The 21836-nt window shown below is 59.2% G+C and carries 19 protein-coding genes; 8 read left to right on the top strand and 11 right to left on the bottom strand.

Annotated elements, in window-relative coordinates; translation table 11 throughout:
- The first annotated feature begins 144 nt into the window (after window positions 1–144).
- The 5 genes from A7D21_RS09960 (at window position 145) to fabB (ending at window position 7102) form a co-directional block, all read left to right on the top strand.
- A complete protein-coding gene (locus A7D21_RS09960) occupies window positions 145–2277 on the top strand; it encodes a TonB-dependent siderophore receptor (protein ID WP_053255246.1) in 2133 nt (710 codons plus the stop codon).
- A gap of 1 nt (window position 2278) precedes the next feature.
- Entirely contained in the window at window positions 2279–3208 is a 930-nt protein-coding gene (locus A7D21_RS09955) for an ABC transporter substrate-binding protein (RefSeq protein WP_053255245.1), read from the top strand.
- Window positions 3205–5106: an ATP-binding protein gene (locus tag A7D21_RS09950; RefSeq protein ID WP_053255244.1), complete on the top strand. Its 1902-nt coding sequence runs from the start codon at window positions 3205–3207 to the stop codon at window positions 5104–5106. The genes A7D21_RS09955 and A7D21_RS09950 overlap by 4 nt, the downstream gene beginning before the upstream one ends.
- A 248-nt stretch (window positions 5107–5354) precedes the next feature.
- Entirely contained in the window at window positions 5355–5870 is a 516-nt protein-coding gene (fabA, locus tag A7D21_RS09945) for a 3-hydroxyacyl-[acyl-carrier-protein] dehydratase FabA (RefSeq protein WP_003210552.1), read from the top strand.
- Between the two features lie 11 nt (window positions 5871–5881).
- On the top strand, window positions 5882–7102 hold the full coding sequence (gene fabB / locus A7D21_RS09940; protein ID WP_053255243.1) for a beta-ketoacyl-ACP synthase I: 1221 nt from the start codon (window positions 5882–5884) through the stop codon (window positions 7100–7102).
- Between the two features lie 135 nt (window positions 7103–7237).
- Here the strand turns inward: fabB and A7D21_RS09935 are convergent, their stop codons facing one another.
- Window positions 7238–8260 carry an amidohydrolase family protein gene (locus A7D21_RS09935; protein ID WP_069551627.1) on the bottom strand — a complete coding sequence of 341 codons (1023 nt, stop codon included), beginning with the start codon at window positions 8258–8260 and terminating at the stop codon, window positions 7238–7240.
- A 139-nt stretch (window positions 8261–8399) separates the two neighbouring features.
- On the opposite strand from A7D21_RS09935, the gene A7D21_RS09930 reads away from it, so the two are divergent.
- Window positions 8400–8816 (top strand): OsmC family protein, encoded by a 417-nt coding sequence (locus A7D21_RS09930; protein ID WP_053255241.1) that lies wholly within the window; start codon window positions 8400–8402, stop codon window positions 8814–8816.
- 64 nt (window positions 8817–8880) lie between these two features.
- Entirely contained in the window at window positions 8881–9747 is an 867-nt protein-coding gene (locus A7D21_RS09925) for a pirin family protein (RefSeq protein ID WP_053255240.1), read from the top strand.
- 98 nt (window positions 9748–9845) lie between these two features.
- Here the strand turns inward: A7D21_RS09925 and A7D21_RS09920 are convergent, their stop codons facing one another.
- The 4 genes from A7D21_RS09920 to A7D21_RS09905 all read right to left on the bottom strand — a co-directional run bounded on the left by A7D21_RS09920 (window position 9846) and on the right by A7D21_RS09905 (window position 13560).
- Window positions 9846–10574, bottom strand: a complete 729-nt coding sequence (locus A7D21_RS09920) for a dienelactone hydrolase family protein (protein WP_069551626.1) — start codon at window positions 10572–10574, stop codon at window positions 9846–9848.
- A 66-nt stretch (window positions 10575–10640) separates the two neighbouring features.
- Window positions 10641–12545: a molecular chaperone HtpG gene (gene htpG, locus A7D21_RS09915; protein ID WP_053255363.1), complete on the bottom strand. Its 1905-nt coding sequence runs from the start codon at window positions 12543–12545 to the stop codon at window positions 10641–10643.
- Between the two features lie 89 nt (window positions 12546–12634).
- Window positions 12635–13087, bottom strand: a complete 453-nt coding sequence (locus tag A7D21_RS09910; protein ID WP_064451613.1) for a PaaI family thioesterase — start codon at window positions 13085–13087, stop codon at window positions 12635–12637.
- Window positions 13084–13560 carry a PaaI family thioesterase gene (locus A7D21_RS09905; RefSeq protein ID WP_069551625.1) on the bottom strand — a complete coding sequence of 159 codons (477 nt, stop codon included), beginning with the start codon at window positions 13558–13560 and terminating at the stop codon, window positions 13084–13086. Before A7D21_RS09905 ends, A7D21_RS09910 begins: the two co-directional genes overlap by 4 nt.
- A gap of 158 nt (window positions 13561–13718) precedes the next feature.
- Between A7D21_RS09905 and A7D21_RS09900 the strand changes: the two genes are divergently transcribed.
- Entirely contained in the window at window positions 13719–13976 is a 258-nt protein-coding gene (locus tag A7D21_RS09900) for a hypothetical protein (protein ID WP_053255236.1), read from the top strand.
- A gap of 105 nt (window positions 13977–14081) precedes the next feature.
- Here A7D21_RS09900 and A7D21_RS09895 read toward each other — a convergent pair whose 3' ends face one another.
- The 6 genes from A7D21_RS09895 to odhB form a co-directional block, all read right to left on the bottom strand.
- Window positions 14082–14822, bottom strand: a complete 741-nt coding sequence (locus A7D21_RS09895; RefSeq protein ID WP_053255235.1) for a DUF599 domain-containing protein — start codon at window positions 14820–14822, stop codon at window positions 14082–14084.
- Window positions 14823–15055: 233 nt separating this feature from the next.
- Entirely contained in the window at window positions 15056–16369 is a 1314-nt protein-coding gene (gene brnQ / locus A7D21_RS09890) for a branched-chain amino acid transport system II carrier protein (RefSeq protein WP_053255234.1), read from the bottom strand.
- A gap of 430 nt (window positions 16370–16799) precedes the next feature.
- Window positions 16800–17681 (bottom strand): succinate--CoA ligase subunit alpha, encoded by an 882-nt coding sequence (gene sucD, locus A7D21_RS09885; RefSeq protein ID WP_003172813.1) that lies wholly within the window; start codon window positions 17679–17681, stop codon window positions 16800–16802.
- Window positions 17681–18847 (bottom strand): ADP-forming succinate--CoA ligase subunit beta, encoded by a 1167-nt coding sequence (sucC, locus tag A7D21_RS09880; RefSeq protein WP_053255233.1) that lies wholly within the window; start codon window positions 18845–18847, stop codon window positions 17681–17683. Before sucC ends, sucD begins: the two co-directional genes overlap by 1 nt.
- Window positions 18848–19049: 202 nt before the next feature.
- Window positions 19050–20486, bottom strand: coding sequence for a dihydrolipoyl dehydrogenase (gene lpdA / locus A7D21_RS09875; RefSeq protein ID WP_053255232.1), 1437 nt, complete (start codon window positions 20484–20486; stop codon window positions 19050–19052).
- Between the two features lie 101 nt (window positions 20487–20587).
- The gene (gene odhB, locus A7D21_RS09870) at window positions 20588–21811 is read right to left on the bottom strand and encodes a 2-oxoglutarate dehydrogenase complex dihydrolipoyllysine-residue succinyltransferase (RefSeq protein ID WP_053255231.1); all 1224 of its coding nucleotides are present in this window, start codon (window positions 21809–21811) and stop codon (window positions 20588–20590) included.
- Between the last annotated feature and the right edge of the window lie 25 nt (window positions 21812–21836).

The following is a 21836-nucleotide window of genomic DNA, read 5'->3' as shown; positions in this document are numbered from 1 at the left end:
CTTGCTTGCGGCCAGCCCCCGCGTCAATTCAAGCGCTTGTCGGAAAATGCCACACTTGTGTGAAGTAATTGCAAGTCCCACGACTGGCAAATGGCCCCACCTCAGTTAACATGGGCGGCTATTCGTAATTATCAAGGCCGTGCCGTGTATCTGGGCCCTCCTCCTCGCTCATCTCTGTTCTGGTTGCTGCCATTGACACTGTCATGCAGTGCAACGGCGCTGGCTGATGATCTGTTCCTGGACAGCCAGCCGCTGCCGCAGGTGCTGACGGCCACACGCCTGAAGCAATCGGCGGCGGCCGTGCCCGGCAGCATGACAGTGATCGACAGCGAGCTGATCAAGGCCAGCGGCGCACGGGACATCGCCGAGCTGCTGCGGCTGGTGCCGGGGATGATGGTCGGTTACACCACCGGCAATCAGGCGGCGGTGAACTACCACGGCACCAGCGCCAGCGATGCACGGCGCATGCAGGTGTTGATCGACGGGCGTTCGGTGTACCGCGCAGGCCTGGCGACGGTGGACTGGAGCGATATTCCGGTCGCCATGGAAGATATCGAGCGTATCGAAGTGTTCCGTGGCCCCAACACCGTCAGTTACGGCGCCAATGCGCTGATGGCGGTGGTCAACATTCTCACGCGCTCACCGGCCAACAGCCACGGCTCGCGGGTCAAAGTCATCCGTGGCGAACGCGGGATCAACGACTTCTACGCCAGCCAGGGCGTGGGTTGGGAGACCGGCGACTTGCGCCTTTCGATGTCGGGGCAACAGGACGATGGTTTTGACAGTGACGCGGTCGGTGCCGACCGCCGTGACGGTCGCCGTCTCAACCGTTTCAGCCTCGCCGTCAGCCAGACCCTGAACGCGCAGCAGAGCATCGACTGGCAATTTAACGCCAAGGAAGGGACCAATCAGCGACCTTATACCTACGCCCCGGTATTCGCCGGGATTACCGAAGGCGGTACTAATTCCGATGTCGTCGCCAAAGACTATTCCGGGTCCATGCGCTGGAACATTGAGTTCAACCCCGAGCACAGTCTGTATATCCAGGGCTCGGCCCAGCAATGGGACCGGCAGCAAGTCTGGAAAGCCTGTGACGCCAAGGTTTCGTTCAGCCCGGAATTGACCCGGCTGTGGCAGTTGAACCCCAACTATGCCGAACGACTGGCCCGACACATGGGCGCTTATAGCCCCGACAATCTGCCCAACGGCAACAGCGCTGAACAGGCGCTGGCCAAACAAGTGCTGGAGCAGTGGCGCGATGGTGCCAACCAGAGCGTATGCGGCGACATCGACCAAAGCACCCGTGAAAGCCGCTACGACCTGGAGATTCAGGACACCCTGAGCCTGTCCGACAGCCTGCGCCTGGTCAGCGGTATGAATTACCGCTACGACCGCGCTGATTCCGACACGTACTTCAACGGCACCCTCGACGACACCACCTGGCGCTTGTTCGGCCACCTGGAATGGCGCGCCAGCGAACACTGGCTGCTGCAAGGCGGTGCCATGTACGAAGACACCTACCTAAGTGGCAACTCGCTGACGCCACGGGTGGCGGTCAATTATCTGATCAACCCGCGCCACGGCCTGCGGGCAGTGTACTCCGAGGCGATCCGCTCGCCGGACATGTTCGAGAACAACGTCAACTGGAGCTATCGCGTCACCAATCTGAGCTCTCCGGCCTACGGGCAGAATTCAGGGCAATATTTTGTGGTAACGCGAGGCCCGGGCAACCTCGATAAAGAGTTGATGCGCTCGCGAGAGCTGGGCTACAACGGTTTCTTTGCCGACCTCGGGCTCAATGTCGACGTGAAACTGTTCTATGACGAAATCACCGCCATGATCAGTTCGCCGCTGCGCAATAATCAGTACATTGCCAGCAACGCCAACAGCGCGCGGTTTACCGGCGCCGAGTCGCAATTTGACTGGCGCATGAGCAGCGCCGACCGCCTGCGGCTGACCTATGCTTACGTCGACGCCACCTCCAGCAACCCGCTGGACAAGGCACAAACTGCCCGCAACAGCGGCTCGGCCGGTTGGTTGCGGGAATGGGGCCACGGCTGGTCCAGTGCCTTGTTCTACTATGGCGACGATGCGCTCAACCAATATCGCTTCGAACGGGTCGACCTGCGGGTGGCCAAGCGCATTGCCCTGGGCAAAGCCAATGTGGAGCTGGCCGGCATGTTGCAACAACGCCTCGATAACCAGCCCACCACCTGGGCCGACAACAATTATGACAGTCGCCACGTCCTCTACTTCAGTGCGGAGTTAGAGTTCTGACATGGGCGATCAGTCACGGATGACCCTCTCTTTTGCCTCAAGGCTTTGGCGGCGTGGTGTGCTGCTGGTGTGCCTGCTGCTGAGCGCGCCGGCGTGGAGTGCGGACATCCTGCTCACCGCCGCCGAAGACGGGGCCGGCGTACAAGTCTTCACCCAGGCGCTGGCCCAGCAGCGCCCCGAAGACCACGTAACCTTCACCCCGCTTAAAGACCTGCCCGCGCCGAGCCAATTGCCTGCCAGCACCCGCCTGATCCTGCTGGACCTGCCCGGTCTCGACTGGCGTCTGCAGGATGCTCAGGGGCCGCCGACCCTGGTATTACGGATCAGCCGGATACAGGCTCGCCAACGCCTGGGCAACACTCACCCGGCCAAAATCAGCCTGCTGTGGAGCGACCCGCCACTGGCGCGCCAACTGAACCTGATTGCCAACATCCTGCCCCAGGCCCGACGCATCGGTGTGCTTTACGGCGCCGACAGTGAATTCCTGCTGCGCGAATTGGCTCAGTACGCCGCGCCCATGGGGCTGGAGATCGTGCCGCAGCTCTGGGACAACGTCAGTGACAGCCGCCCGCTGCAAAACCTGCTGAAGAACAGTGATGTGCTGCTCGGCCTCGACGACCCACAGCTGTACAACCCAAAAACAGTGAAGAACCTGTTGCTCAGCAGCTACTCCCAGCAGTTGCCCCTGGTGGGCCCCAACGCCGGGTTCGTCAAGGCGGGCAGCCTGGCCAGCACCTACAGCGACCAGGCCGACTGGCTCGATGTGCTCGACCGACTGTTGGACCACTCGCCGGCCAGTTGGCCGCGCACCTTGTACCCGGAACACTTCAAAGTCGTGGGCAACCCGCAAGTCGCACGCTCACTGGGGATCGAACAGGTGGACGAAGCCGCCGTCGCCGCCCGATTGGCCGAAGGAGAAAAACGTCCATGACCTTGCGCCGTCGTTGGGACATCAACACCCGCACCCAGCTCATCACGCTGGGCCCGGCACTGTTGCTGACCTTGCTGTTGATCAGCTTCTTTACGTTCGTACGTATCCAGGACCTGCGCCAGGAACTCGACCATACCGGCCAATTGATCGCCAACCAGTTGGCCCCAGCCACCGAGTACGGGGTTATTTCCGGCAACAACGACGTGCTCGAAAGCCTGCTGCGCGCCACCCTGGCCACACCCCATGTGCGCTTCCTCGAGATTCAGGACAGCAGCGAGAACATTCTGGTGTATGTCGAACAGCCGTCGGAAAAGCACGACCGTTCGCTGTCGGTGAAAGTGTTCCAGGCGCCCATCCGCCTGCAACATATCCAACTGGGCAATGATTTTTTCCAGGACAACCTTAATGAGCCCAAGACGCGGCGCCCGGATTACCTGGGCCGGGTGATCGTCGGCATGTCCAATGACGCGTTCAGCCAGCGCCAACAGGAAATTCTGTTCAAGGCCGGCATCCTTGCCCTGTTCGCCCTGCTCTTCACCTTTCTGCTGGCACGGCGCCTCGCCGCCAGCCTGTCGCAGCCGATCAGCGCGATGGGCCATGCGGTGAAGGCCATCCAGCAAGGCGACTACAAGACGCCGCTGCCGATCGTCGATGACTCGGAGCTGGGCGACTTGTCGCGTCATATCAACAACCTTGCCGAAGGCCTCAACCAGGCCAGCCGCGAACAGCATCAGGCCATGGCCCAACTGATCCAGACCCGCGAAGAGGCCGAGCGGGCGAACAATGCCAAGTCCGACTTCCTGGCAATGATGAGCCACGAGCTGCGCACGCCCATGAACGGCGTGCTGGGTATGTTGCAGCTGCTGGAAACCACCGAGATGACCGATGAGCAGACCGAATACGCCGCACTGGCGTCTGAGTCCACGGAGCATTTGCTCAAGGTGATTAATGACATCCTCGACTTCTCGCGCATTGAGCGCGCCGCGCTTGAGCTGGAACATATTCCGTTCAACCTCGCGGACTTGATCAGCAGTTGCGCGCAAGCCTTCCAGCACAGCGCCCAGCAGCGTGGGTTGAGACTGGAACTGCCAATTCCGCTGGGCATGGACTCACTGCGGGTGCAGGGCGACCCGACGCGTATCCGCCAGATCCTGGTGAACCTGATCGGCAACGCGCTCAAGTTCACTGAGCACGGCACCGTGACCGTCGAACCCCATTGGCAAACCCTCGACCATGAACTGGTGTGGTTCACCTGCACCGTGCGCGACAGCGGCATCGGGATTTCCGCCGAGCGCCTGGAGTTGATGTTCGATGCCTTCCAACAGGCCGACAGCTCCATTTCAAGACGTTACGGCGGCACCGGCCTGGGCCTGCCGATTGCCCGTACGCTGGCCGAACGCATGGGCGGCACACTGCGCGCCCAAAGCGAAGAAGGCCGTGGCTCGGTGTTTACCCTGGAAATTCCGCTGGCCATCGATCAGCACAGCCTGCCTGCGATCGCTCAGGACCGCGAAGGCAAAACCGGCGCAGGCGATGGTCGCCGTGTGTTGCTGGTGGAAGACAACCCGGTCAATCGCACCGTGGTCGAAGCCATGCTGCGCAGCCTGGGGTTTGAAGTGAGCCTGGCCATCGATGGCGTCGAGGCAATCCGTAATGCCGAGAGCCTGATATTTACGGCCATCCTGATGGACTGCCGCCTGCCATTGATCGACGGCTACGAAGCCACAAGGCAGATTCGCCAACTGCCGGGCTGCGCCGACGTGCCGATTATTGCCCTGACGGCCAACGCGTTGCAGGGTGATCGCGAAGCCTGCCTGGCAGCCGGAATGAACGATTACCTGGCTAAGCCGTTCAAACGCACGGATTTGCAGCAAATCCTGCAGCGCTGGGTGCAATAGCGCTGCGCCATCAACCAACTGCGACTGGCGTGAAAGACGAAAGTGCGGCAGTCTTAGGCACCCAAACGGGCCGATAACAGGCTCGGTTTAAAATTTCAGTGAACAAGTGTACATTGAGTGCCTTGACGCTGTGACTTTCACTACAACGCAATAGTCTATGTGTAGGCTGCCGATATGAGGCATGAACGCTTCATTCGGTTCGGGAAGATTTGCCCAACCCTGCCGCATGGGATTATTGAGGAGCTCGCATGACCAAACAAAACGCCTTTACTCGGGAAGACCTGCTGCGCTGCAGTCGCGGTGAGCTGTTCGGCCCAGGTAACGCGCAATTGCCCGCCCCGAACATGCTGATGGTGGATCGCATCACCCATATCAGCGAAGAGGGTGGCAAGTACGGCAAAGGTGAATTGGTCGCCGAGCTGGATATCACCCCTGACCTGTGGTTCTTCGCTTGCCATTTCGAAGGCGACCCTGTCATGCCAGGCTGCCTGGGCCTTGACGCCATGTGGCAACTGGTTGGCTTCTACCTGGGCTGGCAAGGCCTGCCGGGCCGCGGTCGTGCCCTGGGTTCGGGCGAAGTGAAGTTCTTTGGCCAAGTCCTGCCGACCGCCAAGAAAGTCACCTATAACATTCAAATCAAGCGCGTCCTCAAGGGCAAGCTGAACCTGGCCATCGCCGACGGTTCGGTGACTGTCGACGGTCGCGAGATCTATACTGCCGAAGGCCTTCGGGTCGGCGTATTCACTTCCACTGACAACTTTTAAGGGTTATCCGCATGCGCCGCGTCGTTATCACTGGTCTGGGCATCGTTTCTTGCCTGGGCAATGACAAAGAGACCGTCACCGCTAACCTGCGTGCAAGTCGCCCTGGCATCCGTTTCAACCCGGAATATGCCGAAATGGGTCTGCGTAGCCAGGTTTCCGGCTCCATCGACCTGCCCCTCGAAGAACTGATCGATCGCAAGATCTATCGCTTCGTCGGCCACGCTGCCGCTTACGCTTACCTGGCCATGAAAGACGCCATTGCCGATTCCGGCCTGAGCGAAGACCAGGTATCGAACGTACGCACCGGCCTGATCGCCGGCTCCGGCGGCGCATCCACCCTGAACCAGATGGAAGCGCTGGACATCCTGCGCGAAAAAGGCGTGAAACGCGTTGGCCCGTACCGTGTAACGCGGACCATGGGCAGCACCGTTTCGGCCTGCCTGGCCACCCCGTTCCAGATCAAGGGTGTGAACTACTCGATCTCCTCCGCCTGCGCCACCAGTGCTCACTGCATCGGTACTGCGGTTGAGCAGATCCAACTGGGCAAACAAGACATCGTGTTCGCCGGTGGTGGTGAAGAAGAGCATTGGAGCCAGTCGTTCTTGTTCGACGCCATGGGCGCCCTGTCCACCCAGTACAACGAAACCCCGGAAAAGGCCTCCCGCGCCTACGACGCCAAGCGTGACGGTTTCGTCATCGCCGGCGGTGGCGGCATGGTAGTGGTCGAGGAGCTGGAACACGCTCTGGCCCGCGGTGCAAAGATCTACGCAGAAATCGTCGGCTACGGCGCCACTTCCGACGGCTACGACATGGTTGCGCCAAGCGGTGAAGGCGCCATCCGCTGCATGCAGATGGCCATGTCCACCGTTGACACCCCAATCGACTACCTGAACACCCACGGCACGTCGACTCCGGTCGGCGACGCCAAGGAAATGGAAGGTGTGCGTGCGGTGTTCGGCGACAAGGCTCCGGCCATCAGCTCTACCAAGAGCCTGTCCGGTCACTCCCTGGGCGCCGCCGGCGTTCACGAAGCGATCTACTGCCTGCTGATGATGGAAGGCAACTTCATGGCCGGTTCGGCCAACATTGAAGAGATCGACCCGGTCGTTGCCGATATGCCGATCCTGACCAAGACCGTTGAAAACGTCAAAATCGACACCGTGATGAGCAACAGCTTCGGCTTCGGTGGCACCAACGCCACCCTGGTACTGAAACGCTGGCAGGGTAAGTAAGCCCCGCAGGTTGATCATTTAAAAAGCCCCGACTGGTTCGGGGCTTTTTTATGGGCAACCGGTTGGCGATCTGCAGCGCGCCTCCTGAAAAGCTATCGGTCCTTCAGCCAATGTGCGAAAGACGACAACGCGATTTCAATGGGCCTGCTCATCGCGAGCGCGTTTCGGCAGAACGGCCAGGAAGTTATCGCGCGCGACCTTGCGGGCCACGTCCTCCGGCAGCGCGTCGAGGAAAGGATCAAAGCGGTGCATTTCCTTACCGAGCTTGTTGAAGCGCCCTACAACGTCCGAACCCACCATGAAGCGCTCAGGGAAGCGTTCTACCAGCTTTAACCACTGTGCGCGGGGCTTGCCTGCCTCATCCAGCAAGTACGGCGTGAGCATGCTCCAGGAGAGGTCGATGTACAGATTGGGATAGGCTTGCAACATACGGCTCAAGGTTGGGAGCAAAAAGTCCATCTGCACCTGATGGCGATGAATCTCTTTACTGGTCCCCGCATGCGCCCAGATAAATCGGGTGTGCGGGTGGTTGCGCAGCGATGCTTCCACCTCTGGCAGGTACAGCGGGTTGCGCTCGCGTTTGGAAGTGATGTTGGAGTGCAGCATCACCGGCAAATCGTTTTCGGCCGCGAGGTGATAGATGCGCGTCATGGCTTCGTTGTTGGCGCGCGGGGTGTCACCTGCCGTCAAGGCCGTCAGGTCGTCATGCCGTGTGAACACTTCACCAATGCCCTGCCAAAGCCCTGGGTTGAGGTCGAGCATGCGCTGGATATGCGCCGCCGAGTTCTTGTCGTTAGGGTTGAACCCCGACAAAAATGGATGAAAATGCCCCCGCTGCTCAGGGGTGAGTGTGTTCACCGCTGCCGCGACGATCACGTCGGTGGCGCTGTACCAATAGGCATCGGCATCATCACCCGCGTAGTAACGTGGGCGTTTGGGCTCATCTTCGTGCCATTTCTTCGCCACGGGAATGCCGGAAATCATCACATGCTCGATGCGATTGTCCGCCATGGCCTTCAGCAGTGTGTCCATGCCTGCCGTTTCCTGGAAGAAGTCGACGTAATGCAGGTGCGCATCGCTGTAGGCATACTCGCGAGCCTGTACGGCAAGGCTGGCGGCGGCAAGCAACAGGGCGAGACTCAGGCGGGTCCAGGGCACGGTAAAACCTCAAAGCGGGTTAATGTGGGTAGACCTTGCGCGATGCAAACCGGTTCACCGCTAAAAAACCCGGAACACCTCAGTGCCAGCATGTTCTATAACTGCATGACCTTCATCCTGCCCATCTGTGAGGTTCACCATGCCTGTTACCGTCAACACCCTGAACCACGACAATTTTCGCCACAGTGTGAATATCAATAACCACGAACTGTTCACCGACCTGCCCAAAAGCCTGGGCGGCGACGACTCGGCGCCCTCCCCCCACGACTATTTCGATGCAGCCCTGGCCTCGTGCAAGGCGCTGACCGTCAAACTGTATGCCCAGAAAAAAGACATTCCCCTCACCGGCGTCACCGTGGAAGTCACCCACGACAGCACTGAAGAGCAAAAAGGCCGATACACGCTCAACGTCAAGTTGACCCTCAAGGGTGTGCTCACCGATGAACAGCGCGAGGAGCTGCACCGCGTGGCCGATCGCTGCCCCGTGCACAAACTGATGACCACCGCAGAAGTCACCATCGAGACGACATTGTCCGAAGGCGCTTTCAGCCAGTAGCGCCATCCACCCGTCGAGCGGGTTATGCTCAGGGCCATCTAACCCGCTCAGACAGGGACGCACCATGACCACCCTCACCGTGATCCGCCCGCGCGCCGAAGATATCGAAGGGCAGCCGATCCTGCGCCCGTTGCCATCGCGAGAATGCCGCAGCGTCGGGCCTTTCGTGTTCTTCGACCACATGTTACTGACGCGTTATGCGCCGGGCACGGGCATGAACATCCGCCAGCACCCGCATATCGGGCTGTCCACCCTCACCTATCTGTTTGAAGGCGCGCTGCAGCACAAGGACAGCCTGGGCTCGGACCAAGTGGTACAGGCCGGAGACGTCAGCTGGATGACGGCCGGCAGCGCGATTGCCCACGTCGAGCGTACGCCCGAAGCCGTCCAAGCCAGCGGTTTCAGCCTGCATGGCCTGCAGGTGTGGCTGGCCTCACCCAAGGACCACGAGCACGGTCCGGGGCATTACAGCCATCACCCGGCGGCGACCCTGCCAATCAGTGACAACCTGGGCGTGCACATTCGCCTGATCGCCGGCACGGGTTTCTGCCTTAAATCGCCGGTGCCGGTGCTGTCGCCCACGCTGTATGCCGAGGTGCAGATGCAAACGGCCACCACGCTGCTGATCCCGGATGAGCACGAGGAACGGGCGGTGTATGTGCTGGATGGCGCGGCGCAGTTGGACGGCGAGCCGCTAGAGGTGCATAGCCTGGTGGTATTGCCTGCCGGGCAGGAAATGACGCTGTTTGCTGATGGCGATTGCCACTTGGTGGTGTTTGGCGGTGCGCCGCTGGATGGGCCACGGCGGATCAATTGGAATTTTGTCGCGAGCGACCCGGCGATGATTGACCAGGCGCGGCAGCGTTGGGCTGCAGGGGATTGGCCGACGGTGCCGGGCGAGTCTGAAAGGATTGAGTTGCCTGTCAGATAGCTATCGCAGGCAAGCCAGCCCCCACATTTAACCGTGTTCACCAATCAAAATGTGGGAGCGGGCTGGCTCGCGAAGAGGCCGGCACAGGCGCTGAAGACTTAGCCCTTGAACACTTCATCCAGCAAGTTATGCATCGACTGGAACGCTCGCGCAGCGGTCTTCGCGTCGTACATCATCTTGCCCGGCACATCGGCATGCGGGTCAGTGAAGGAATGCACCGCACCGCCGTAGCTGAGCAACTGCCAATCCACACCGGCCGCGTTCATTTCATCTTCAAACGCCGGCAACTGCTCCTTGGGCACCAAGGGGTCGGAAGCGCCGTGCAGCACCAGCACTGAGCCTTTGATGTTTTTCGCATCCGCCGGGTTCGGCGTGTCGAGGGTACCGTGGAACGACACGGCGGCCTTCAACGGTGCGCCGGTACGCGCCAGTTCCAGGGTACAGCAACCGCCAAAGCAGAAACCGAACGACGCCAGCTTCGCGGTATCGACAGCGGCTTCAGTCTGGCCCTGCAGTTGCTCAAAGGCTGCCTGCATACGCTTGTTCAGCAACGGCCGGTCGTTTTTCAACGGCATCATTGCCGCGCCCGCTTCATCGCCATTCGATGGCCGCACGGTTTGCCCGTACAGGTCGGCGATCAACACCACGTAGCCTTTACTGGCCACGCTTTTGGCAATTTCTTCGGCACCCGCACTCACACCCATCCAGTTCGGCGCCATCAACAGACCCGGCAGCGGGCCCTTGTGGCTGGCATCAAACGCCAGGCGGCTCTCATAAGACTGGCCATCAATCTGATAGACCACGGAACGCACAGTGACTTGGCTCATCATTTACTCCAGTTGAGGTGCACTAGAACGAAAAAACCCGCCGAAGCGGGTTTTTCTACAACGGTGTTAAACCGACAGTTCAACCAACAGCTTGTTCAGTCGGCGCACATAGGCGGCCGGGTCTTTCAAGCTGTCGCCAGCGGCCAGGGCCGCCTGGTCGAAGAGAATGTGCGACAGGTCGCCAAAACGCTCTTCGCTTTGCTCGCCATCGAGTTTCTCGATCAGCGGGTGAGCCGGGTTGAATTCGAAGATCGGCTTGGAATCCGGAACCTTCTGACCGCTCGCTTCCAGGATCTGACGCATCTGCATGCCCAGGTCCTGCTCGCCGATGGCCAGAATCGCCGGGGAGTCGGTCAGACGGTGCGAAACCCGCACTTCGCTGACAGCCTCGCCCAAGGCGGTCTTGATCCGCTCAACCAGGCCTTCTTTGGCCTTGGCGACTTCTTCGGCTTCCTTCTTCTCTTCTTCGGAGTCCAGGTTACCCAGGTCCAGGTCACCACGGGCCACGTCGACGAAGGTTTTGCCATCGAACTCGCTGAGGTAGCTCATCAGCCACTCATCGATACGGTCGGTCAACAGCAGCACTTCGATGCCTTTCTTGCGGAAGACTTCCAGGTGCGGGCTGTTCTTGACCTGAGCATAGGTTTCGCCGGTCAGGTAGTAGATCTTGTCCTGACCTTCCTTGGCGCGTGCCAGGTACTCGGCCAGCGCCACAACCTGCTCACCGTCTTCACCTTGGGTCGAGGCAAAACGCAGCAGGCCGGCGATTTTTTCCTTGTTGGCAAAATCTTCCGCCGGGCCTTCTTTCATGACCTGGCCGAAGTTTTTCCAGAAGCCCTTGTATTGCTCTGGCTCGTTCTTCGCCAGTTTTTCCAGCATGTCGAGCACGCGCTTGGTCAGCGCCGACTTCATGGAGTCGATGATCGGGTCTTTCTGCAGGATTTCCCGCGACACGTTCAGCGACAGGTCGTTGGAGTCGACCACACCTTTGATGAAGCGCAGGTACAGCGGCAGGAAGGACTCTGCCTGATCCATCACGAACACGCGCTGCACGTACAGCTTCAAGCCTTTGGGCGCTTCTCGCTGGTACAGGTCGAACGGCGCACGCGCCGGTACGTAAAGCAGCGAGCTGTATTCCAGCTTGCCTTCGACCTTGTTGTGGCTCCAGCTCAGCGGGTTTTCGTAGTCGTGCGCGATGTGCTTGTAGAACTCCTGGTATTCCTCGTCTTTGACTTCAGTACGAGGACGCGTCCACAGAGCGCTGGCACGGTTGACCACTTCCCATTCCTGGGCAGGCGGCTCTTCGCCTTCGGCAGCAGCCTGCTCTTTCGGCAACTCGATCGGCAGCGCGATATGGTCGGAGTATTTCTTGATGATATTGCGCAGGCGCCAGCCGTCGGCGAATTCATCTTCAGCCGCTTTGAGGTGCAGCACGATGCGGGTGCCACGGTCAGCCTTGTCGAGGGTGGCGATTTCGAACTCGCCTTCACCTTTGGAAGACCAGTGGACGCCTTCGCTGGCGTCGAGGCCGGCGCGACGGCTGAACACTTCAACCTTGTCGGCAACGATAAAGGCCGAGTAGAAGCCCACACCGAATTGACCGATCAGGTGTGAATCTTTTTTCTGATCGCCCGACAGGTTCTTCATGAAATCTGCGGTGCCGGATTTAGCGATGGTGCCCAAATGGGTGATCGCGTCTTCACGGCTCATGCCGATACCGTTGTCTTCGAGGGTGACGGTCTTGGCGTCCTTGTCGAAGCTCACACGGATTTTCAGTTCGGCGCCACCTTCCAGCAACTCAGGCTTGGACAGGGCTTCGAAACGTAATTTGTCGACAGCGTCAGAGGCGTTCGAGATCAATTCGCGAAGGAAGATTTCCTTGTTGGAATACAGCGAATGGATCATGAGGTGCAGCAGTTGCTTCACCTCGGTCTGGAAGCCCAGGGTTTCCTTTTGAGTTTCCACACTCATGGTCATCAAACTCCAATTGGATGGCAGTGGCCGCGCCCTTCAGGGTTGGCGGCGGGTTGTCATCAAAGTTGGGGGCTAAGACCAGGATTTCAAGGGCGGGCTGTTTCCTCAATCTTGAAATGTGCGCGAGCGGTGGCAATCGGTTCGGCGGGAGTGCTTTGCCAGGCAGTGATTGCCACGTTGGCGACGCGCCGGCCCTGGCGCCATACCTGGCACTTGGCGTAAGTGTCACGAAACTGGCCGGCGCGCAGGTAATCCAGGGAAAAGTCGATGATTTTCGGCAGGCCTGGCGCGCCGGTAAACACCAGCAGGTGCAGCGCCGCCGACAGCTCCATAAACCCGGCAATCACCCCACCGTGCAGCGCCGGCAATATGGGGTTACCAATGTTGTCCTTGTTGGCCGGCAGACGAAACAGCAGTTCATCCCCCAACCTTGTGCATTCAATGCCAATCAGCTTGGCGTAAGGGACCAGGTCGAGCAGCGCCTCGTAATTACCCCGGTGATGGGCCTGTTCGAGGCGGGTCTTGAATCGATGTGTCATGCCTGCTCCCCCTTGAGGGTGCTGCTCAGCCCTTGCGTGCCCTTGAGGCGCTTGCCCATGCGCATGAACGTGCCGACCACGTGGGCAATCGGCTGCTGCGGATCATCCTGGTAGGCGAAGCCGCGGGTGAAGATCACGTCGGTGGTCACCCGATAGCATTGGGCGAAGCCGTACACGGGCTTGTGCGGCTCGGCCGGATGCATGTAGTCGACCCGCAGGTCCAGCGTCGGGCACACCTCGAACTCCGGCAAGACACACAGCGTGGCCATGCCGCAGGCAGTGTCCATCAAGGAGGTCAGCGCGCCACCGTGAATCACCCCGGTTTGAGGATCGCCGACGATGCTCGCGCTGTAAGGCAGGACCAGCGTCATGCCCTCTTCGCTGGCAGCATGGACGGTGATGCCTAATACCTGGCAGTGGCGCAGCGCCGAAACGAAGCGTGTGGCACGCGCTGACAAGGGATTTTCGGTCATGTGTTCAGACTCTTATTAGTGTCGATTAGAGGTGCCTGGGGGTAGGCGCAAAAGTTCCTTGAGCGTCACGTTTTATATATCTTTGAAACAAAAGGAACTAATGCTGGCCGACTAAGCTCGAAAGGCCAGTAGATATCTTCACTAAGGAGAAACACCCCATGCGCAAGACTTTAGCTATTTCCATGATGCTGGCTGCTGCCCTTGGCCTCGCTGCCTGCGATAAGAAATCCGAAGACAAAGCCCAAGATGCTCAAGCGCATTCTGAGCAAGCTCAGAAGGACATGGCAAAAGCACAGGATAAAGTGAACGACGCTGCAAAAGAAAACGCCGATGCTGCCAAAGCTCAGGCTGATGCGAACGCTGAAAAAGCAAAAGAAGACGGTACCGCTACTCCAGTAGCACCTGCCAAGCCTTAATAGCCTGGCAATTGCTGCAAAAAGAAAGCCCGCTTACATAGCGGGCTTTACTTTGTCTGCTGTTTTTTCAGCGCCCAAAAGTTTAATTAACCTTGGCGCCACTGGTTAAGACACGGCTTCTTTAGCCGGCTCCGTCACCGGCATATCGGTTGGCGTGTAGACCATGACCTGCAGTACGTCGGAATGAAACTCGCGGCGATACAGCACCAACACCACCCCGCTGCTCATCAACATGAATAACCACGGGCTGACAAACCAGGCCAGCATGGTCATGCCAAAATAATAAGCACGCAGGCCAAAGTTGAACTGGTTGGCCGCCATCGAAATCACCCGCGCCGCCCGCAGGGCGAAGGCCTTGCGCTCCTGCTCCGACACATGCCGCTCACCAATCATCGGCGCCGACCCCACCAGCACCGCAGCGAAGTTGTATTGGCGCATGCACCAGCTGAAGGTGAAAAACGCATAGACGAACACCAGTGCCAGGCACAGCAGCTTGATTTCCGACATACCCTGGGACGCCTGTTGCACCATGGGGATGTCCGCCAGCAACGATACCGCACGCTCGGAAGCCCCCAGCACCGTCAGGATGCCGGCGAGGATGATCAAGGTACTGGAGGCGAAGAACGAGGCATTGCGTTCCAGGTTACCGATCACACTGGCATCGGCGATACGGTTATCACGCAGCAACATGCGGCGCATCCAGTCTTCACGATACAAATGCAGCACGCTGGCCAGGCACGCGGTGTCACGGGCCTTCCACGTGGCGTATCGGGTATAACCGCCCCAGCACAGGACAAACCAGAGGGCAGCAAGCAGGTGGATCTGATTGGTTTCGACGAACGACATGCGGAGGCCTTTTGCTCGGTGTACGGATATTAATGCGATCTAAATGTGGGAGCGGGCTTGCTCGCGAATGCGGTGTGTCAGTCTCCTGGTGCATGACTGATCCACCGCGTTCGCGAGCAAGCCCGCTCCCACACTGACCGTATTCCACACTTTAGGGGTTGTGGTCTCTCACACAAAAAAAATGCCCCGTATCGATTGATACGGGGCATTTCAGTACAGCGTGAAACCGCGGGTTAAGCGATGGCTTCGCTGCGCTTGCCGAGCATGCGGTCAACCACGACGGCTACGACCAGTGTCATCACCGCAGGTACCAGCCACGCCAGACCTTGCTCGCTCAGCGGCAGATGTGCCAACTGCGCAGGCAGCCAATCCGCCAGGCCCGCGCCCTTGAGCGCATCAATGCAGCCAAAGATGAACGACACCAGCATGACCGGGCCGACAATGCGGCCCTGCTCGAGCCAGAAATCTTTGCAGAAGCTCAGGGCCACCAGCACGATGCACGGCGGGTAGATCGCCGTAAGTACCGGGATCGAGAAAGCAATCAGCTTGGTCAGGCCCAGGTTGGACACGAACAGCGAGAACAGCGCCAGGATCACTACCAGCGTCTTGTAGGACAGCGGCAGGACTTTGCTGAAGTACTCCGCACACGCGCAGGTCAGGCCAACCGCTGTGACCAGGCACGCCAGGGAGATCAGCACAGCGAGGAAGCCGCTGCCCAGGGAGCCGAACGTATGTTGCACGTAAGCATGCAGCACCGCCGCGCCGTTGCTTGCACCGGCGGCCACCGCATGGCTGCCCGAACCCAGACGGAACAGGCTGATGTACACCAGCGCCAGGCCCACCCCGGCAATCAGCCCGGCGATGATCGCATAGCGGGTGATCAGCTGTGGCGATTCAACACCCCGGGAACGGATGGCGTTGACGATGACGATACCGAACACCAGCGCGCCCAGGGTATCCATGGTCAGGTAACCATTGATGAAGCCTTGGGAGAACGGTGCAGCGACGTATTCCGGCGTGGCGACGCCGACATCACCGGCCGGCAAGGCAAACGCGGCGATGCCGAGGATGGCCAGCGCGATGATTTTCAGCGGTGCCAGGAAGCGACCTACGGTATCCAGCAGTCGGCCCGGGTAGAGCGAAACAAAGAACACCACCAGGAAATACACCGAGCTGTAGAGGAACAGCGCCAGTGGGCTTTCGCCGGTCAGCGGCGCCAGGCCTACTTCAAACGACACGGTCGCAGTACGCGGCGTGGCGAACAGTGGCCCTACCGCCAGATACGCCGCCGCTGCGAGCAGGCCCCCGGCGATCTTGCCGATAGGGCTGCTCAACGCGTCCATCCCCCCGCCAACCTTGGCCAGGGCGATCACGGTGACCACCGGCAGACCGACTGCGGTGATCAAGAAGCCCAGCGCTGCCATCCAGACGTGAGGCCCGGACTGCAAACCAACGATAGGCGGAAAGATGATGTTGCCGGCGCCCACGAACAGGGCAAAGGTCATAAAGCCTAACGCCAGGACATCCTGGCTTTTCAACACTTTCATTTAAGGAAATACCACACTACTGAATCGGAATTTAGAGAGGGATTCCCTGTGGATGAGGGAACTGCTGCCGGCCCTTATGGGGACCGACCGGTCTAGCGCGCCGCTTCCTTTTGGGATGCGGACGCATAAAGAGGCGGCTAGAGTACAGAATTAGGCTGACAAACGCACTGTTGCGGGGCGAACTGTCCGATAAGCGACATCACAATGTCGCGTTTTCATACTTAATTTTGACAATACAGCCCCATGTGGGAGCTGGCTTGCCTGCGATGCGAGCGACTCGGCCCATCAGGTAACCCGCGTCGATGCTTTCGCAGGCAAGCCAGCTCCCACCTGTGAACGGGGCATCCAATCTGATGAGCAATACCCAGAACGCACAAAGGCCACCCGAAGGTGGCCTTTGTGTGGATAAAGCGTCAGCTAAGCGCGAGGCTTACTTGACAGCCCAACCGGTCAGCTCAGCCAGGGCTTTGCCGATGTCTGCCAGCGAACGCACGGTTTTAACGCCTGCGTCCTGCAGCGCAGCGAATTTCTCGTCTGCAGTGCCTTTGCCGCCAGAGATGATTGCGCCAGCATGGCCCATGCGCTTGCCAGCAGGGGCAGTCACACCAGCGATGTAGGAAACAACCGGCTTGGTCACGTGTGCCTTGATGTAGGCAGCCGCTTCTTCTTCAGCCGAACCGCCGATCTCACCGATCATGACGATCGCTTCGGTCTTCGGGTCTTCCTGGAACAGTTTCAGGATGTCGATGAAGTTCGAGCCTGGGATCGGGTCACCACCGATGCCGACGCAAGTCGACTGGCCGAAACCGGCGTCAGTCGTTTGCTTAACAGCTTCGTAGGTCAGGGTGCCGGAACGGGAAACGATACCGACTTTACCTGGCAAGTGAATGTGACCTGGCATGATGCCGATCTTGCATTCGCCTGGAGTGATCACGCCTGGGCAGTTAGGGCCGATCAGGACTACGCCCAGCTCGTCGCACTTAACTTTAGCGTCCAGCATGTCCAGGGTAGGAATGCCTTCGGTGATGCAAACGATCAGCTTGATGCCGCCGAATGCCGCTTCCAGGATCGAGTCTTTGCAGAAAGGAGCTGGAACGTAGATAACGCTGGCGGTGGCGCCAGTGGCAGCTACAGCGTCTTTCACGGTGTTGAACACTGGCAGACCCAGGTGCTCGGTGCCGCCTTTGCCCGGAGTTACGCCGCCAACCATCTTGGTGCCGTATTCGATGGCTTGCTGGGTGTGGAAACTACCTTGCGAACCGGTAATACCCTGGCAGATAACTTTGGTGTCTTTATTGATCAGGACGCTCATTATTTGCCCTCCGCAGCTTTGACAACTTGTTGAGCAGCGTCGGTCAGGCTGGTAGCCGCGATGATGTTCAAACCGCTTTCTGCCAGTACTTTAGCGCCCAGTTCAGCGTTGTTACCTTCAAGGCGAACAACAACCGGGATTTTAACGCCGACTTCTTTCACTGCACCGATGATGCCTTCGGCAATCATGTCGCAACGAACGATGCCGCCGAAGATGTTGACCAGTACTGCAGCGACGTTGGCGTCGGACAGAATGATCTTGAAGGCTTCGGTAACGCGTTCTTTGGTAGCACCGCCGCCCACGTCGAGGAAGTTGGCTGGCTTGCCGCCATGCAGGTTGACGATGTCCATGGTACCCATGGCCAGGCCAGCACCGTTGACCATGCAACCGATGTTACCTTCCAGGGCTACGTAGTTCAGTTCGAACTTGGCAGCGTGCGCTTCGCGCGGATCGTCTTGCGACGGATCGTGGAAAGTTTTCAGCTTAGGCTGACGGTACATGGCGTTGGCGTCGATGTTGATCTTGGCATCGAGGCAATGCAGATCGCCGTCAGCCTTGATCACCAGCGGGTTCACTTCCAGCAGGGCCAGATCGTGATCCTGGAACAGTTTGGCCAGACCCACGAAGATCTTGGCGAACTGGGCAACTTGCTTGCCTTCCAGACCCAGCTGGAAAGCCAGTTCACGACCCTGGAATGGCTGAGCGCCAACCAGTGGATCGATAGTGGCTTTCAGAATTTTTTCTGGCGTGTCGTGAGCGATCTTCTCGATGTCCACGCCACCTTCGGTGGAAGCCATGAACACGATGCGACGGCTCGAACGGTCAACGACAGCGCCCAGGTACAGCTCTTTAGCGATATCAGTGCACGATTCAACCAGGATCTTGGTGACTGGTTGGCCATTGGCATCAGTCTGGTAAGTCACCAGACGCTTGCCCAGCCACTGCTGTGCGAATGCCTTGGCGTCTTCTTTGCTGCGAACCAGCTTAACGCCGCCCGCTTTACCGCGACCACCAGCGTGGACCTGGGCTTTGACAACCCACTCGGTACCACCGATTTTGTCGCAAGCTTCTGCTGCTGCTTCCGGGGTGTCTACTGCGTAGCCCTGGGATACTGGCAGGCCGTATTCAGCGAACAGCTGCTTACCCTGATACTCGTGAAGATTCATGCTTTTTACCGTCTTCGTTAGGTACTGCGCATTCGGCGCTGCGCTCATTATGAGTGCCGCGCCACCTGTGACTGCTGCTTGCACAACTTGCAGGGCTCAAGGCCCGTAAAGCTGCGCAAGACTGCGTCCGGCGGACATTCCGCGGTGAGTCTTGCGCGCAAGGCTCACGACGGGCAACCGCCGTGGTTTCTTATTATCTCGCTTAGCGCTTCTTGCGGTTGGCGATGTGGATGGCGCCGCCATTCACTGCCAACGCTGCTTCGTGCAACGCTTCGGACAGGGTTGGATGGGAGAAGACCATCATGCCCAGGTCCTCGGCACTGGTGCCGAATTCCATACCGATCGCGCCTTGCTGAACCAGTTCTGCAGCGCTCGGGCCAATCACGTGGACGCCCAATACGCGGTCAGTCTTGGCATCAGCGATGACTTTGACAAAACCACCGGTGTCGTTGGCTGCCATGGCACGGCCAGAAGCGGCAAACGGGAAGGTGCCGACGTTAACTTCAACGCCTTCAGCTTTCAACTGCTGTTCGTTCTTGCCGACCCATGCAATTTCCGGGTGGGTGTAGATAACCGATGGGATCAGGTCGTAGTTCATCTGGGTTTTGTGGCCCTTGATGCGCTCGACAACCATGATGCCTTCTTCGGAAGCCTTGTGCGCCAGCATCATGCCGCGAACCACGTCACCGATGGCGTACACGCCTGGAACGGTGGTAGCGCAGTGATCGTCAACGTGGATGAAACCACGCTCGTCGATGTTCACACCACTGTCGGAAGCCAGCAGGTCAGCGGTCACTGGACGGCGACCAACGGCAACGATCAGCTTGTCGAAAGTGATGGTCTGTTCGCCATCCTTGTCGGTGTAGGTCACGACAACTTCTTCGCCGTTAACCTTCGAGCCGGTCACGCGAGCGCCCAACTTGATGTCCAGACCTTGTTTGGTCAGGGTTTTGTAGGCTTCTTTGGACACCGCCGTGTCGGCAGCCAGCAGGAACGTGTCCAGGGCTTCCAGAACGGTCACTTCGGCACCCAGACGCGACCATACCGAACCCAGTTCCAGACCGATTACGCCAGCGCCGATCACACCCAGACGCTTGGGAACCGCTTGGAATTCCAGGGCGCCGGTCGAATCAACGATCACGTTGTTGTCAACTGGAGCAGGTGGAATGTCGATTGGGCGCGAGCCTGGAGCCAGGATCACGTTTTCGGCTTCGATGACTTCTACCGAGCCGTCTGGCTTGGTGATTTCAACTTTCTTGCCGGCCAGCAGTTTGCCGTGGCCTTGCAGGGAAGTCACACCGTTGGCCTTGAACAAGGTGGCAACGCCGGAAGTCAGGCCTTTAACGATGTTGGCTTTACGGCCGACCATTGCTGGCACGTCCATGGTCACGCCAGCGTGGTTGATGCCGTGGATCGCGAAGCCGTCTTGGGCTTCGTGGAATTTCCAGGAGCTGTCCAGCAGCGCCTTGGAAGGAATGCAACCGACGTTCAGGCAAGTACCGCCCAGCGCCAGCTTGCCTTCCTTGTCGGTGTATTTTTCGATGCAAGCAGTCGAGAGGCCCAGTTGTGCGGCCTTGATGGCGGCAACGTAGCCGCCAGGACCTGCACCAATCACTACAACGTCAAATTTCTGCGACATGAAAATAGTTCCTCTATTTAGCAGCAAGCTTTCAAGCCGCAGGCCTCAAGCCCGGCTGCCTTATCCGGCAGCCTGTCACTTGAGGCCTGCAGCTGCTTCTATCAGATATCCAGCAGCAGACGAGCCGGGTCTTCCAGCAGGTTCTTGATGGTCACCAGGAAAGTCACGGCTTCTTTACCATCGATCAGGCGGTGATCGTAAGACAGTGCCAGGTACATCATTGGGCGGATCACGACTTGGCCGTTAATGGCCATCGGACGCTGGATGATGTTGTGCATGCCCAGGATCGCAGCTTGTGGCGGGTTGACGATCGGGGTCGACATCATCGAACCGAAGGTACCACCGTTGGTGATGGTGAAGGTACCACCGGTCATCTCGTCGATGGTCAGCTTGCCGTCACGGGCTTTCTTGCCGAAGCCAGCGATGCCGCCTTCGATTTCAGCCAGGCTCATCAGCTCGGCGTTACGCAGAACCGGCACCACCAGGCCACGGTCGCTGGACACGGCAACGCCGACGTCGGCATAGCCGTGGTAAACGATGTCGCCGCCGTCGATGGAAGCGTTGACTGCCGGGAAGCGTTTCAGCGCTTCGGTGGCCGCTTTCACGAAGAACGACATGAAGCCCAGGCGCACGCCATTGTGGGACTTCTCGAACAGGTCCTTGTACTTCGAACGCAGGGCCATGACTTCAGTCATGTCGACTTCGTTGAACGTGGTCAGCATCGCCATGTTCGACTGTGCTTCAACCAGACGTTTGGCCACGGTGGCACGTACACGCGTCATCGGTACGCGCTTCTCGGTGCGGTCGCCAGCAGCGAACACAGGCGCAGCGGCAGCTGGCGCAGCCGCCTTGGCAGGTGCGGCGGCCGGAGCGTTTTTCTTGGCTTCAACAGCAGCAACCACGTCTTCCTTGGTCACACGGCCATCTTTGCCAGTGCCTTTGATGGACGCCAGGTTGATGCCATTTTCTTCAGCCAGCTGACGGGCAGCCGGGGCAGCGATTGGATCTTCGCCAGCGGCGGCCGGGGCAGCAGCTGGAGCGGACGCAGCAGCCGGTGCAGCAGCGGCCGGAGCAGGTGCAGCGGCGCTGCCCTCTTCGATCGAGCCCAGAACCTGGTTCGACAGAACGGTAGCGCCTTCTTCGGCAACGATTGCGCCCAGTACGCCGTCAGCTTCAGCCAACACTTCCAGTACGACTTTGTCAGTCTCGATGTCGACGATCAGGTCGTCACGCTTGACGGCCTCACCTGGTTTCTTGTGCCAGGTGGCAACGGTGCCATCGGCAACCGATTCCGGGAATGACGGGGCTTTGATTTCGATAGCCATTATCTGTGGGTCCTTAAAATTCGGT

The organism is Pseudomonas sp. AP19 (assembly GCF_001728855.1).
GTDB classification, from domain to species: domain Bacteria; phylum Pseudomonadota; class Gammaproteobacteria; order Pseudomonadales; family Pseudomonadaceae; genus Aquipseudomonas; species Aquipseudomonas fluorescens.
This window is presented reverse-complemented; position numbering and strand designations above follow the sequence as displayed.

Bases quoted from the DNA above. Each gene is read 5' to 3' on its own strand.
- A7D21_RS09955 (WP_053255245.1), top strand. From the start codon at position 2,279: ATGGGCGATCAGTCACGGATGACCCTCTCTTTTGCCTCAAGGCTTTGG.
- A7D21_RS09950 (WP_053255244.1), top strand. From the start codon at position 3,205: ATGACCTTGCGCCGTCGTTGGGACATCAACACCCGCACCCAGCTCATC.
- fabA (WP_003210552.1), top strand. From the start codon at position 5,355: ATGACCAAACAAAACGCCTTTACTCGGGAAGACCTGCTGCGCTGCAGT.
- fabB (WP_053255243.1), top strand. From the start codon at position 5,882: ATGCGCCGCGTCGTTATCACTGGTCTGGGCATCGTTTCTTGCCTGGGC.
- A7D21_RS09930 (WP_053255241.1), top strand. From the start codon at position 8,400: ATGCCTGTTACCGTCAACACCCTGAACCACGACAATTTTCGCCACAGT.
- A7D21_RS09925 (WP_053255240.1), top strand. From the start codon at position 8,881: ATGACCACCCTCACCGTGATCCGCCCGCGCGCCGAAGATATCGAAGGG.
- A7D21_RS09920 (WP_069551626.1), bottom strand. From the start codon at position 10,574: ATGAGCCAAGTCACTGTGCGTTCCGTGGTCTATCAGATTGATGGCCAG.
- htpG (WP_053255363.1), bottom strand. From the start codon at position 12,545: ATGAGTGTGGAAACTCAAAAGGAAACCCTGGGCTTCCAGACCGAGGTG.
- A7D21_RS09910 (WP_064451613.1), bottom strand. From the start codon at position 13,087: ATGACACATCGATTCAAGACCCGCCTCGAACAGGCCCATCACCGGGGT.
- A7D21_RS09905 (WP_069551625.1), bottom strand. From the start codon at position 13,560: ATGACCGAAAATCCCTTGTCAGCGCGTGCCACACGCTTCGTTTCGGCG.
- A7D21_RS09900 (WP_053255236.1), top strand. From the start codon at position 13,719: ATGCGCAAGACTTTAGCTATTTCCATGATGCTGGCTGCTGCCCTTGGC.
- A7D21_RS09895 (WP_053255235.1), bottom strand. From the start codon at position 14,822: ATGTCGTTCGTCGAAACCAATCAGATCCACCTGCTTGCTGCCCTCTGG.
- brnQ (WP_053255234.1), bottom strand. From the start codon at position 16,369: ATGAAAGTGTTGAAAAGCCAGGATGTCCTGGCGTTAGGCTTTATGACC.
- sucD (WP_003172813.1), bottom strand. From the start codon at position 17,681: ATGAGCGTCCTGATCAATAAAGACACCAAAGTTATCTGCCAGGGTATT.
- sucC (WP_053255233.1), bottom strand. From the start codon at position 18,847: ATGAATCTTCACGAGTATCAGGGTAAGCAGCTGTTCGCTGAATACGGC.
- lpdA (WP_053255232.1), bottom strand. From the start codon at position 20,486: ATGTCGCAGAAATTTGACGTTGTAGTGATTGGTGCAGGTCCTGGCGGC.
- odhB (WP_053255231.1), bottom strand. From the start codon at position 21,811: ATGGCTATCGAAATCAAAGCCCCGTCATTCCCGGAATCGGTTGCCGAT.